Origin of the sequence: Candidatus Kapaibacterium sp. (genome assembly GCA_025059875.1) — a bacterium.
Classification (GTDB): Bacteria; Bacteroidota; Ignavibacteria; order Kapaibacteriales; family HRBIN21; genus HRBIN21.
On the sequence record JANXCT010000008.1, the window covers coordinates 1 to 13,508 of the forward strand.

The 13,508-nt window shown below is 60.0% G+C and carries 7 protein-coding genes and 1 pseudogene; 2 read left to right on the forward strand and 6 right to left on the reverse strand.

Annotation, left to right across the window (positions count from 1 at the left end; translation table 11 throughout):
- The coding region (locus NZ960_07565; protein ID MCS7177448.1) for a right-handed parallel beta-helix repeat-containing protein at positions 1-2,933 on the reverse strand (2,933 nt) is incomplete at its 3' end.
- A gap of 231 nt (positions 2,934-3,164) precedes the next feature.
- On the opposite strand from NZ960_07565, the gene NZ960_07570 reads away from it, so the two are divergent.
- The gene (locus tag NZ960_07570) at positions 3,165-5,882 is read left to right on the forward strand and encodes a valine--tRNA ligase (protein ID MCS7177449.1); all 2,718 of its coding nucleotides are present in this window, start codon (positions 3,165-3,167) and stop codon (positions 5,880-5,882) included.
- Positions 5,875-7,077 (forward strand): acetyl-CoA C-acyltransferase, encoded by a 1,203-nt coding sequence (locus NZ960_07575; protein ID MCS7177450.1) that lies wholly within the window; start codon positions 5,875-5,877, stop codon positions 7,075-7,077. The genes NZ960_07570 and NZ960_07575 overlap by 8 nt, the downstream gene beginning before the upstream one ends.
- A gap of 33 nt (positions 7,078-7,110) precedes the next feature.
- Here the strand turns inward: NZ960_07575 and rnz are convergent.
- The 5 genes and pseudogenes from rnz to pheT form a co-directional block, all read right to left on the reverse strand.
- Positions 7,111-7,989: pseudogene (gene rnz, locus NZ960_07580) on the reverse strand (ribonuclease Z).
- Positions 7,986-9,545: a ribonuclease Y gene (rny, locus tag NZ960_07585; protein MCS7177451.1), complete on the reverse strand. Its 1,560-nt coding sequence runs from the start codon at positions 9,543-9,545 to the stop codon at positions 7,986-7,988. Before rny ends, rnz begins: the two are co-directional and overlap by 4 nt.
- 278 nt (positions 9,546-9,823) lie before the next feature.
- The gene (locus tag NZ960_07590) at positions 9,824-10,141 is read right to left on the reverse strand and encodes a cell division protein ZapA (GenBank protein MCS7177452.1); all 318 of its coding nucleotides are present in this window, start codon (positions 10,139-10,141) and stop codon (positions 9,824-9,826) included.
- Positions 10,142-10,173: 32 nt separating this feature from the next.
- Entirely contained in the window at positions 10,174-11,079 is a 906-nt protein-coding gene (locus NZ960_07595) for a hypothetical protein (protein ID MCS7177453.1), read from the reverse strand.
- Positions 11,079-13,490 carry a phenylalanine--tRNA ligase subunit beta gene (gene pheT, locus NZ960_07600; protein MCS7177454.1) on the reverse strand — a complete coding sequence of 804 codons (2,412 nt, stop codon included), beginning with the start codon at positions 13,488-13,490 and terminating at the stop codon, positions 11,079-11,081. Before pheT ends, NZ960_07595 begins: the two co-directional genes overlap by 1 nt.
- Positions 13,491-13,508: the final 18 nt, after the last annotated feature.

Consider the following 13,508-nt stretch of genomic DNA (forward strand, 5'->3'; position numbering starts at 1 on the left):
AACCCCCCTGCCACAATCCCCGACGCCGGCTCGTTCCCACCCGTAGCGTCCCTCCCAACGTTGTCAATCCGGTTCCCCCGAATCTCCGTCCCCTCCTCATACCCTACCACTATCCCCGCTCCCCGCACGTTCGTGATCAAGTTCCCCACAATCCGGTTCCCAACGTTGTAGTACCGCCGCACCTTCGCCGGTCCTGCCTCCTTCAACGGACCTAACCCCAGCGACACAACCCCATACCCAAACCCCTCGATCTCGTTGCCCTCAACCACGTTCCCCGAACACAACACCGTGTCCAATACATCCACCCCCTGAAATGCCGACAACCGCCAGTTCCGGATCACTACCCCAGCCGAGTACGTCACCGGCTGCCCCCCAACAATCCGCACATCCGGCTCCCACTCAAACTGCCCCAACGCCGCATTGTACCTCACCCGCGGCAACGACGTCGCATAACTGGCCGACGTCGTCGGTGCATTCCCTATCAGACAGTTCTTCACCTGCACATTGTGCACCCCTCGCCCTAAGTAGAACACCGCCCGCCGCGGCTGCGTCACCGGCGCCTCTAACTCAAACTTCAACGACTTCTGCGAACCACCGTCAAAAATGATGTACCCAGAAAAGTTGGCGTACCGCGGCTCAGGGAAGTCACGGACTACTGCAAACGGATTGCCTGTCTGCAGGCTCTGCTCCATCATGATCCCCACCCCCATACCGGACTTCAGCCGGATGGTAACACTGCCGCGCTGCAGCGCCCGCTGCCCGTACGCACGGAAGGTCACCGTGTTCTGGGCATTCACCCCTAGGATCGCCGAACGTAGCTCAATTGCAGGTGCACTCACGTTGACATCTCCGACCTCATAGTAGGCATCGGTCAACTCAAAGATTACTGGACCACCAACACCCCGCTGGTAGAGCGCGTTGATAGCATCTTGTATCGTGTTGAAATTCCGTGGACTACCCGCAAAAAGCGTCCCAATCGTGTACGTCCCAGATAGAGGCCCCTGTACACTGAAGATCGCATGCGCCGTGTCGTTCAGCCGCACTGGGTCCTGTGGATGGTAGATGATGATCGTTGCCCGATAATCGCCTGTTGGAAGTGTCACAGCGTTGAAGGTATAGGGTACCTGGTTTGGAAACGTTGCTGGGATATCGGGCACATACGCTGACTGGCTGGCAACAACCTGCCCATCGGAGAGCCGTGTGATGATGAGTTGGACCGGCACGTTGCTCATGTCGGTCAACCCATTGTTCTGGAAGACCCCGATCGGGCGAAACGGACGCCCACCGTAGATGACACTCCCACTCGTCGGATAGGCTACGGCCACTGATGCCAGCTCAATGTCGTACTGAATCCGGAAGATCCACTCCGGAGCTCCTGCCCGCGGTACACAGTCATTGTACGCCTGTTGATCTTGAGCGTTCAGCAAGGTACCACAGAGTCGAAGCTTGTAGTCGCCGACTTCCATTGTGTTGAATGGCTTGAAGCGAATCGTAGCCGTCTGTCCTGTCTGCAGCCCCGGTGTCTGCTGCCAAATGACAGTATCGCGGTAGACTACACTATTATCCGAAGCACGCCGTATCTCAGCGATCGCTCGGAAGGCAGTGATCTCGTCTAAGCCAACGTTCTTGTAAATTCCTTCTACTGGAGTGTTGACTCCTTGCGGGTACTGCGTATACGACGGTGGACGGTACGGAACCGGCATAGTGATAGCCTCTGCTGCCAGGTCATTGTTGTAAGCGACGACGAACTCCTTCTCCCAAATCGGCTCCTGGACATAGCCAGTTGTGAGATTTCGGTACGATGCCTGGAGGCGATAGGTCCCTCCGAGCGCGTTGTTAGAGGCCAACGCTAGAGAACCGTTCGGCCCAGCGTACGGTCCTTTCGCGCTCGTGATGGGCAGCGTCACTAGTCCTGTAGTGCCAGCGGTGACGTCCAAGATCGTATCGTTCGGATTCCCCCCATCGGTAGCGATGTAGACCGGATTGGTGCTCGGGAGTGGACCAATGATCCGATATGTCAATCGCAGCTGATGTCCGGTTGCCTGGCGGAAGGTGAGCGAAGGACGAGGGCGCTCTGGCGCTGAACCATCGTAGTTCCAGGTTGCCCGTAGGATATCCCCCTGGTTCGGGAACGAGGCCTCGATCCCTAACAGCAATGTCATGCGCATATTCGGGCAACCGTAGTAGTCGTAAGGCCAGGCACTGGAGGTCGTGTAGTCGTACTCTGTCCCAGAGTAGCAGTATGAATACCAGTAAAACAAGCCCAGCACCGTGTTGCGAGTGTTCCGCTCCGACGGTGTTGCTTCATAGATATACGTGCTTCGCCACAGCCCATACCCCCTGAGGTAGTCAGGGTACGAGGTAGGACAATTCTGGCTACAAGGATTCACAAACTCTATGATCACCACCAGGTTGCCTCCGGTGTAGACGTAACCAGGGTTGAGCGTGAACCCATCCCACTGTCCTGCAGGGATGGTCTGAGTGAATGCTTTCCCCTCAAAAACGAGCTGGATGTTCTGCAAGCTCGTTGGAGCTGAACCGCTGATGAGCTGCTGGTAGGTTATCGCCGTGTATGGGAAGTTGGGTTGTGGAGAGATCGCCATGTAGACCCTGAACTGCTGGCCCCTATCGGTGAACTGACACAAAGTACCCTGTCCATACCACGGGTCTCCGTGAGCCTGGAATTCTATCCGGCTGATGAGCCCTGGGACCCCACCTGCCTGCTGAATGAACCACCCAGAATAGAGTAACGCCACATACTGTTTGCGCGGGTAGACGTAGTAGTCACCATAGCAATACTGGCTGTAGGGTGTATAGGGAATGTAACTACTGCTATTCGGATTCCCGATGACGACCTGGAGCTGCGCCTGCGTGGACGTGACTGTCACACCGAGGACGGCAAGGGAGGCGAGAAGTAGAGGGAAGCGTGCCATGGTATGACCTCCATGTAAGATGCTATGGAACATGCTAATTGTTCTCTTTGTTCTCTCTCTTTCAAACACCTTATCGCGCCCACAAGTTCTGGGCTTTGCGATAAGGCCACCCTCTGCTGCACAAATATACAAACATACTCCCAAACCACTACGATGCCATAGAGGGGCGATTCCCCCGCTCTGCTCCGCTGTGTAACTTTGTGTTGCCGAGGCTAACCTTAGGCTGCTAGCATGAGCGGAGAGCACTTCCCCACAGCGTATACCCCAAACCAGGCGGAGCGTCGTTGGTATGCAGAATGGCTCCGCTACGACCTCTTCCGAGCAGACCCAAACTCCAGACGCCCCCCGTACAGCATCCTAATGCCACCACCGAACGTGACCGGGATGCTCCACTTCGGGCATGTGCTCAACATCACTCTGCAGGATATCTACATCCGCTGGCATCGGATGTTAGGCTACGAGGTCTGCTGGTTCCCGGGGCTGGACCATGCTGGGATTGCTACTCAGGTCAAGGTCGAGCAGCAATTGGCTGCCGAAGGCTTGACTCGGCAGCAGCTCGGGCGCGAGCGCTTCGTCGAACGTGTCTGGCAGTGGAAGGAACGCTATGGCGGGATCATCCTAGAGCAGATGCGGGCTTTGGGAATTTCGTGCGATTGGAGCCGAACCCTGTTCACGATGGATGAAAGTGCCTCCAACGCCGTCCGCGAGGTCTTCATCCGGCTCTACGATGAGGGCCTCATCTACCGTGGGAAGCGCATCATCAATTGGTCTCCGCGACTGCAATCGGCGCTCTCGGACGAGGAGGTTGTCTACCGCCCCGTGACGGAGGAGCTGTTGGTGCTCCGCTACGAGCTGGAGGACGGGAGTGGCTCCATCCCCGTAGCTACCGTGCGCCCAGAGACCATCTTCGCCGACGTTGCCGTAGCGATTCACCCAGAAGATGAACGGTACAAGGCATACGTCGGACGGCGCGTGCGTGTGCCGCTCACCGATCGCTTGGTACCCGTCATCGAAGACGAAGCCGTGGATCCGACCTTTGGGACTGGCGCCTTGAAGGTCACCCCGGCTCATGACCCACTGGACTTCGAGATTGGACAGCGCCACGGGCTCCCGCTGTTAGTGTGTCTAACCCCAGAGGGTGTGCTCAACGAGCTGGCTGGCCCCTTTGCAGGGCTAGAGCGCTTCGAAGCCCGTCGCCGCGTCACCGAACGCCTGCGAGAGCTGGGTCTACTGGAGCGCAGTGAGCCCTACACACACAACGTTGGCTTCTCCGAGCGGAGCGGCGAACCCGTGGAGCCGTACATCAGCGACCAGTGGTTTGTACGGATGAAGCCCTTGGCAGAGCCAGCTCTACAAGCCGTGCTAGATGGGCACATCCGGTTTCACCCCGAACACTGGGTTAAGACCTACGAGCACTGGATGCGCAATGTGCGGGATTGGTGCATCTCGCGCCAGCTCTGGTGGGGGCACCGAATCCCCGTGTACTACGCTCCAGATGGCCGCTACACGGCCGCCCGGTCACCCGAAGAGGCCCGCCAACGACTGGGACTTCCCCCAGACGTCCCCCTTGAGCAAGACCCAGACGTTCTGGACACCTGGTTCTCCTCGTGGCTCTGGCCGCTGACCACGATGCGCTGGCTTGCCGACGGAAAGACTGAAGAGACCACTGACCTTAAGGTCTTCCTGCCCACCAACCTCCTGGTCACTGCCCCGGAGATCATCTTCTTCTGGGTCGCCCGAATGATCATGGCGACGCTGAAGTTCCGCGGCACTATCCCCTTCCGCGATGTCTACTTCACGAGCGTCATCCGGGACAGCTACGGGCGCAAGCTCTCGAAATCGCTTGGGAACTCCCCTGACCCGCTGCCAATCATCGCCAAGTACGGCGCCGACGCAGTGCGGTTCACCATGATCTACCTTGCCCCACTGGGGCAGGATGTGCGCATGAAGATCGACGAGCGCGCTCAGGACATCCCCTCGATGGAAATTGGGCGGAACTTCGCCAACAAGCTGTGGAACGCTGGCCGCTTCCTATGGCTCAAGCGCCAGCAGTACGGGTTCTCGGACACCGCGCTGCTAGAATCTGAGCTCACCCTCCCAGAGCGCTGGATTCGTTCCCGATTTGCCGCAACGGTCCAAGCAACCGATTCAGCGCTCCGAGAGTACCGCGTCCACGAATACGCCCGCCTGCTGTACGACTTCGTCTGGAGCGACTTCTGCGACTGGTACATAGAGGCCCTCAAGCTGCTACTCCAGCGCTCAACTCCGCAAGAAGCAGCACGTAGGTGCCGTTTTGCGCTAAACCTCTACGAAGGTATCCTCCGGCTGCTGCACCCAGTTATGCCCTTCGTCACGGAGGAGCTCTGGCACCTCCTCTGGGAGCGCAGAGAAGGGGAGTTCCTCTGCACCGCGGCAGCCGCATCGGCACCACTGGAATGGTACTCGGCCGAAACTGAGGAAGCCTTCTCGCTCCTCCAGGCACTCATTGAAGAGGCACGGCGGCTGCGGGCCATCTTGGGTCTGCCACCGCAGGAGCGTCCACCCCTCCTCATTCGTCCCGCCGATGACGGAACTTTGGCGATCGTCCGAGAGCACCTCTGGCTACTAGATGCTTTGGTACCCTGCCAAGCTCGGGTGGGAACTGACCACAGCACCGTAGACAAGGCGATCAGCGGTGTTGTACGCGGGACGGAAGTCGTGCTGCCCATCAGCGCCGATCACGATCTCTCGGCGGAACTGGAGCGTCTCCACCGAGAGATAGCCCGTCTGGAGCGCTTGCTGGAGGAGAACCAGGCTAAGCTCCGCAACGAGGCCTTCCTCCAGCGAGCGCCTCAGCACATTATTGAACGGGAGCGTGAAAAGGAACAGAGCTTTTCGCAGTCGCTCAGTAGGCTGCGGGAGCGGCTGCAGCTTCTTGAGAGCCTGACCTCGGGAGGTGGAGATGCGTGACGCTTTGATTGTCGACTACGTACGCACCCCCATTGGCAAGTACGGTGGGGCACTCAGCAGCGTGCGCCCCGACGACATGGCGGCTTTGGTGATTGCTGAGCTGGTACGCCGCACAGGAGTCCCGCCAGAGGCAATCGATGATGTCATCTTCGGCTGTGCGAACCAGGCGGGCGAAGACAACCGCAACGTAGCCCGCATGGCACTCCTCCTGGCAGGTCTCCCCCACACGGTGCCGGGTGTGACGGTCAACCGGCTTTGTGCTTCCGGGCTGGAGGCAGTTATCCAAGGCCTGCGCGCAATTCGGCTCGGAGAAGCAGAGCTCATCATTGCCGGGGGAGTGGAGTCCATGTCCCGTGCGCCGTACGTGTTGGCCAAGAACGTCTCGGGCAAAGCCCAGTACGGGAACCTCATTGCCTACGACACTGCCCTCGGTTGGCGCTTCCCCAACCCGCGTATGGAACGGATGTTTCCGCTGGAGTCGATGGGCGAAACGGCAGAGAATCTGGCCGAGCGGTACCACATCAGCCGTGAAGAGCAGGACCTCTACGCCTTGCAGTCCCACCGACGCGCCGTCGCTGCTCAAGAGGCCTGCATCTTCGCGGAAGAGATTGTGCCAGTGCCCGTCGAACGGGGCAAAGGGGAGACGGTCCTCGTCGATCGCGACGAGGGCCCGCGGCCTGACACGTCGTTGGAGAAGCTGTCAGCACTCCCGCCCGTCTTCCGCACTGGTGGGACGGTTACGGCTGGCAACTCTTCTTCTCTCAACGACGGCGCTGCCGCTCTCCTCCTAGCAAGCGAAGCGGCGCTCCAGCGCTATGGCCTCCGCCCTCTGGCTCGCTACGTCAGCTCTGGTGCTGCCGGGGTAGACCCGCGGTACATGGGCATTGGGCCCGTGCCGGCGACGAAGAAAGCTTTGCAGCGTGCTGGGCTCTCGCTGGAGGACATAGACCTGGTGGAGCTCAACGAAGCCTTCGCTGCCCAGGTCCTAGCGTGCCTCCGGGAGATGCCGATAGACCCAGAACGGCTCAACATCTACGGCGGAGCTATCGCGTTGGGGCATCCCCTAGGGATGAGCGGTGCCCGGCTGGCTGGGACGCTGGTACGCTCGCTGCACCGACGGAACGCTCGCTACGGATTGGCGACCCTCTGCGTCGGAGTCGGCCAAGGATTGGCCTTGATCGTTGAACGGGTCTGAGCCCGTGATGGTCTCCCAGCGTAGCTCCTCCGCCAGTTCAGTGTTTGGAAAGATGGCGCATGCCTCCTGGAGCAAGGGCTCTGCTGAAGAGTAGCGTCCGCTGATGTGCACCAGGAGCAGTCGACCAACCCCCGCAGCGGCAGCGACAGAAGCTGCCTCAGTAGCCGTGGAGTGGCAGGTCTCCTCTGCCAACTCAGCGTGGGCACCACTGAAGGTAGCCTCGTGAAGCAGGACATCGGCAGCTCGCGCCAGTTCAATGGCCTCTGGACAAGGGCGCGTATCCCCGCAGTAGACTAAGGTCGGCTGCGAACGCGGCCGAGTTACTTGGTCTAACGTCACCCGCTTGCCCGTCGGGAGTTCAATCCACCCCTGGCGCTTGAGCTCGCCGAGGAGGGGACCCGACGCAAGCCCAAATTCAGCCAAACGTTGGGGATCAAAGGCCGGTGGACGCCGCTCCTGAAGCCGGAAGCCGAAGGAAGGGATCGAGTGGCGTAATGGCACACAGTGCAGACTCCACCTAGATGCGACGGCTATCTCCCCTCGGAAGTCCGGCGGGAGTTCTTGCACGTGGAGCTCAAACGGCAGCGTCACGTCCGTCCAACGTAGCGTGCTCTCCACAAGCTCCCGCAGGCCCTGTGGACCGATGAGATGGAGCGGGGCCTCCCGACGGTCAGAAGCCATACTCGCCAACAGCGGGACGAGCCCCAAAACGTGGTCACCATGCAAGTGCGTGATGGCAATGTACTGGATCTTGCCGCGGCTGACCCCCGCACGGATGAGCTGCCGCTGTGTCCCTTCACCACAGTCGAACAGGAAGACCGCCTCTTCAATCCGCGCGACCACAGCCGTGGGCATCCGCCGGAGTGTTGGAGCCCCACCGGCCCCTGTTCCCAAGACGCAGAAGCGTATCATCGAGCAACGGCGGTCTTTCGGACCTCACGAATGACAGTGACCTTGACCTGTCCGGGGTACTGCATCTCCGTCTCGATACGTGCAGCCAGTTGCCGGGCAAGTTCCTCAGCGCTCTGGTCGTCGATGCGCTCCGGCTCCACGATGACCCGAATCTCACGGCCTGCTTGGATGGCGTAGCTCTTCACCACCCCGGCGAAGCTATTTGCAAGCGACTCCAACTGCTCCAAGCGGCGGACGTACTCTTCCAGCGTCTCCCGACGTGCACCCGGACGGGCACCGCTGACGGCATCGGCGGCTTGGACGAGTGCCGCAATTGGGCTCTCCATCGGGATATCCTCGTGATGAGCCCCCACAGCGTTACAGACGACAGGATGTTCATTGTAACGCTTCAGCAGTTCGTAGCCTACCAGGGCGTGGGGAGCATCAGCATTCTCCACGCACTTACCGACGTCGTGGAGCAAACCAGCACGCTTTGCTAGATGCGGATCCAGTCGGAGTTCGGCAGCCATGATACCGGCCAGGCGCGCGACCTCGAGGGAGTGAGCCAACAGGTTCTGCCCATAGCTGGACCGGAAGCGCATCTTACCGATGTAGTAGAGCAGCTTCGGATGCAGATTGTGCAACCCTAGCTCAGCAGCGGCTTCTTGTCCAATCCGGGGCAGACTCTCTTCCAGCTCGCGCCGGACCTTCTCCACGACCTCTTCGATCCGGGCAGGATGGATGCGTCCATCTGCAATGAGTCGCTCCAATGCTATTCGAGCTACCTCGCGCCGGAAGGGATCGAAGCAGGACAGTACCACCGCCTCCGGAGTGTCGTCGATGATAAGATCCACGCCTGTAGCAGCCTCGAAAGCACGGATATTCCGTCCTTCACGGCCGATGATGCGTCCTTTCATCTCCTCGTTTGGCAGCTGCACCACCGTCACGGTCGTCTCCATACTATGGTCAGCAGCCGTGCGCTGGATAGCCTGGACGATGATGCTCTTCGCCTCGCGCTCGGCCGTCAAGCGGGCTTCCTCGCGGATCTGGCGGATATACTGAGCGGCTTCATTCCGGGCCTCGTTGAGGAGGTTCTCCATGAGGAGCTGCTTAGCCTGCTCCCGACTGATGCCGGCAATCTGCTCCAGTCGGGTTATCTGCTCCTGTACGAGCTGATGGGCTTCGTTGAGCTTCTGCTCCAACTGCTGCTGCCGCTGCGCTAGCTCCTGTTCCAACGTCTGGAAATGTCGCTCTTTGCGCTGGATGAGCTCCAGACGCTCTTGGAGTGCCTCTTCACGAGACTTCAGCTGCCGCTCGAGGGCTTGGAGCTTGTTTCGCTTGGCTGTAACTTCAGCCTCAAACTCCTGCCGTTGGCGCTGCCACTCCTCCTTGAGTTCCAGCAACTTCTCCTTCTTGAGAGCCTTCGCTTCCCGCTCAGCTTCCTCCAAGACACGGCGAGCCTGCCGCTCTGCCTCAGCTAATTTCGATGCCGCCAACCGTGAACCAATCAAGTACGCGACGACAAATCCGCCGATGAGTCCCAAGAGACTGGTGGCGAGAATCCAAAGTTCCGTCATCGTTCCGCTGCTGCCTGTACGACATGTCCAAACAAAAGCGCCGCACCCAACTCGTAAGGTCACCGGGAGCTGAAGCGGTCCTGCATCGTACGGTGGGAGATAGCCTACCTACGTTTGGCTTCCTCCGAGCCACCAACGGCTCCTACCGCTAACGGTAGGCGAGGCCTGCCATTCGCAGGCAGAGTCCGTCTCCCTTCTGCTCTTCAGTCTGCCGTTCGCTCACCGGACACGGCTGAGCACGAGCGGGTGCGGCGCCGTCTGCTTGTAAGAGTATGCTGTCAAAGAGCGATATCCGGATGCTCCGGGCTGACTCCAAGGGACGCCAAAACGTTGTCGGCGTAAGCAATCATACGTTCGACATTCTCCAGCGTATAGCGGAGGTCAGCCTCATGGCGAGAACGGACCTCATGGTACCGTTCCGCCAAGTTGAGCGCCACGAGTATCGCCATTGTCGTCGTTGATTGCTCCGGCACCTGTGCTTGGAGTTGCTGCCACTGCCCGTCAACTTCGCGGGCAGACTGTAGCAGCTTTCGCTCGTCCTCCCCACGGAGGACATACTCGCGCCCGGCAATGGTGACGCGAACGGTGTGTTCCATACTGCTCCCGGTCTCGCTCTCACCGAACAAAATTATGCCTTTTCCGGTGGCTGAGGGGAGGGTTCCTTCAGGAGACGCTCCAGGAGCTCAACGAGCTGTCGGAGCCGGGTAAGGAGCTCCTGCCGGTCCGGCTCTGGGAAGGGGAGAATGCTCTGGAGTTGTTCAGCCAGTTGTTGGAGCTCTGAGCGCAGAAGGGTTTGGAGCTGCTCTACCTGCACACTGAGCCGCTCTAAACGATCCACTGGGGCTGAGTACGACTCCAACAGCCGTAGCAGGTGGCGTTGGAGTAACTCCAACTCTTGCTCACTCTGGCGAGCTCGCTCCTGCGCCTTGGCCAGCTCCTGCCGAAGCTGCTCCCATTCCTCTGGAGAGGCCCCCAGCTCTAGCCGACGCTTCAGCTCCGCGTTCTCCTCCTGAAGGGCCAGAAGCTGCTCCGAATAGGAAGCAAGCCGCTGCTCACGCTCCTGGAGCTGAATCCGCAACGCTGCAAGCTCCGCCACCACGTCCGAGGAGCGTGCCTGCTGGAGCTGATCGCGGCACTCCTCCAGCTCCTTCTGCCGTGCATAGAGCTCGTGGTTGCGGCGGACAAGCTCCTGCTGGGCTAATCGCAACTCCTCCTGAACTCGTCGCAGCTCAGCCTGGCAGCTCTCCAACTGAGGCTGCAGGGAGGAGAGCTCCTCGCGGAGTTGCTTGCACGTCTCCTCGGCCTCTCGAAGCTGCTGCCGTAAAAGCTCGCGTTCTTGCTCTAACTGCTCAACCGTAGCTTGCCGCTCGTGAAGTTGGGCCACTTCGCGGCGAAGTTGCTGGAGCTGGTTACGCAGACGGAGATTCTCCGCCGCCACCTCCTGATAGCGCCCACCGAAGAGACGTAGCCGCTCCCAGAGCCGCAACAGAGCAGCCTGGACCTCCGGACTGGGCTGTGGAGGATGAAGGTCCATCAGCGGCGCAGCTGCGCTCCGAGTTGCTGCTCCACCTCAGAGATGATCCGCTCCAGAACTGGAGTGATCTCCTCTTCTCGCAGTGTTCTCTCGCGGGAGCGGAAGCGGAGAGCAAATGCAACGCTCCGCTTCCCCTCTCCAAGAGCTGGAGAGGTGTAGACGTCGAAGAGCACCACTTCTTCCAACCACTCCCCGGCCACCTGCCGGATGAGCTCTATGAAGCGTGTAACGGGGAGAGTGGCATCGGCTACGAAGGCTAAGTCGCGTCGTAGGGCAGGATACTCGGCTACCGGTGCATACTGCGGAGGTGGCCCAACCCACCGCTGTAGTGCCACAAGGTCCAAAACCCCTACAAAAGCCGCCTGCCCCACTTCCATGCTCTTCAAGACCCTTGGGCGCAGTTGTCCAATCCATCCTACCGGATCTCCCCCGCAGTAGAGGCGCAGTGCCGTAGCTGGAAGAATCCAGGCTGGCGTCTCCTCCCGCCAGGGTCGCCACTCCACATCCGCGATTCTAAGACGCTGCAGTAGCTGTTCGGCCACGCCCCGGAGATCGTAGAAATCCGTCTCGCGCTGGTGGATTCCCCACTGCAACGGAGCAGCCATGCCGCTCAGGAGTAGCCCAAGCTGGAGCCGCTCTTCGTAGTCACTGAGCTGCTGCCCGTCACCTCCACGCCGCCGGAAGCTCTTGCCCACTTCAAAGATCCGCACCGTCCTCTCTCCTACTCGCACGTTGTGTGCCAGCACCCGAACGAGCGAAGGGACCAACGACGGACGCAGCACTGAGGCCTCAATACCCAGAGCATTGACTAACTGAACTGGCTGCTGATCCCACTGTTGCGCCGTTGCGGGATCGATCAGGACCGGCGTAAAGACCTGCTGGAACCCCCACTCCACGAGTGCAGCCACCACTGCCTGCTCTATGGCTAGGGGACAGAGCTCCTCCGGTAGCGGCTGTAGCTGGAGCGGTAAATAGGCACTCTCAGCCGCAGGGATACGGTCGTAGCCATACAGTCGTGCGACCTCTTCAACGATGTCGATCTCCTCGGAGATATCAGCCCGGAAGAGTGGTACACGAAGCAGGCATCCATCTCCCGTCTGAGCCTCTACGCGGAATCCTAAGCGCTCTGCAAGCTCCACGACGTGGGAGGGCTGAAGCTCCACTCCCAGGACCTGATTGACACGGCTATACCGCACCAGCACACGCCGGCTGTTACTGGGGGGCTGACCTACCAGCAGTGGCGCCGTCATCGTCCCGCCACCAAGCTCTACCAACAGTTGTGCTGCACGAACGAGTGCTGGCACAACACCCTGCGGGTCCACACCGCGCTGAAAGCGGTACGCAGCCTCCGTCTCTAAAGCATGGCGCCGAGCCGTGCGTCGGATGACTGTGGGGCGGAATAGAGCCGATTCTATCAGAACATGCCGCGTCGTGCTCGTCACCTGCGACTCCTGTCCTCCTATCACTCCAGCCAGTGCCAGAGGCTTCTGAGGGTCAGCGATGAGGAGGTCCTCAGAAGTGAGTCTGTACAGCCGTCCGTCCAGCCCACAGAAGTGCTCCCCGGGTTCTGCCCATCGGACTCGAAGCCGGTACTCGGCAATCGTGGCGTAGTCAAAGGCATGCAGCGGCTGCCCGAGCTCTAACATGACGTAGTTCATCACGTCCACTGGCAGCGTATGCGGGCGAATGCCAGAGCGCCACAAGCGGACCTGCATCCACAGGGGGGCTTCCTGTGGCGATATCTCAGTCACCACGCAACACGCGTACAGTGAACACCCCTCCTGTGCCCCTATCTCTACGTCTACCTCTGCCTGAGGCAAGTCTGGTAGTGCCCCTACCTCTGGGAATTGCAAGGGCAGCCGACCGTAGGCAGCCAACTCACGAGCAATTCCAAGGTGGCTCGCACAGTCGCCTCGATTCGGAGTCAATGCGACCTCGTAGATGATGTCCTCCAAGAACGGCGCAGCCTGCACCAACGGGGTCCCTGGTGGGACATCAAATGGTGGCTCCCAAACCTCCTCCGCTTCCTCCCCAAGCATCAGCTCCCAGCGACTACAAAGCATCGCCCTAGACTCAACGCCAGCAATCTCTCGAGGCTGGATTCTCACCCCAGTCTGTGGCACTATAGCCCCCGGCAACGCTACAACTGCTCGTTGCCCCTGACGAGGAGCCACACCGGCAACGATTTGGAGTTGCTCCGTTCCAATCCCTACACGGCAGACCCAGAGCCCATCACGGTATGGGTGCGGAGCAATCTCTTCCACCACCCCGACCACAAACCCAGCGTATCGGCCGCGCCAGTCTTCCACAGCCTCCACTTCCAGGCCTAGGTTCGTCAAGATATCAGCAACCTCTGCCGGTGTCCACGGCAGCGCACAGAAGTCTTGCAACCACCGATAGGAGACCCGCATCGCCGATTGCAGGCGTAT

What these genes read in the sequence shown, in the direction of transcription:
- NZ960_07570 (MCS7177449.1), top strand. Translation starts at nt 3,165, where the DNA reads ATGAGCGGAGAGCACTTCCCCACAGCGTATACCCCAAACCAGGCGGAG.
- pheT (MCS7177454.1), bottom strand. Translation starts at nt 13,490, where the DNA reads ATGCGGGTCTCCTATCGGTGGTTGCAAGACTTCTGTGCGCTGCCGTGG.
- NZ960_07590 (MCS7177452.1), bottom strand. Translation starts at nt 10,141, where the DNA reads ATGGAACACACCGTTCGCGTCACCATTGCCGGGCGCGAGTATGTCCTC.
- NZ960_07595 (MCS7177453.1), bottom strand. Translation starts at nt 11,079, where the DNA reads ATGGACCTTCATCCTCCACAGCCCAGTCCGGAGGTCCAGGCTGCTCTG.
- rny (MCS7177451.1), bottom strand. Translation starts at nt 9,545, where the DNA reads ATGACGGAACTTTGGATTCTCGCCACCAGTCTCTTGGGACTCATCGGC.
- NZ960_07575 (MCS7177450.1), top strand. Translation starts at nt 5,875, where the DNA reads ATGCGTGACGCTTTGATTGTCGACTACGTACGCACCCCCATTGGCAAG.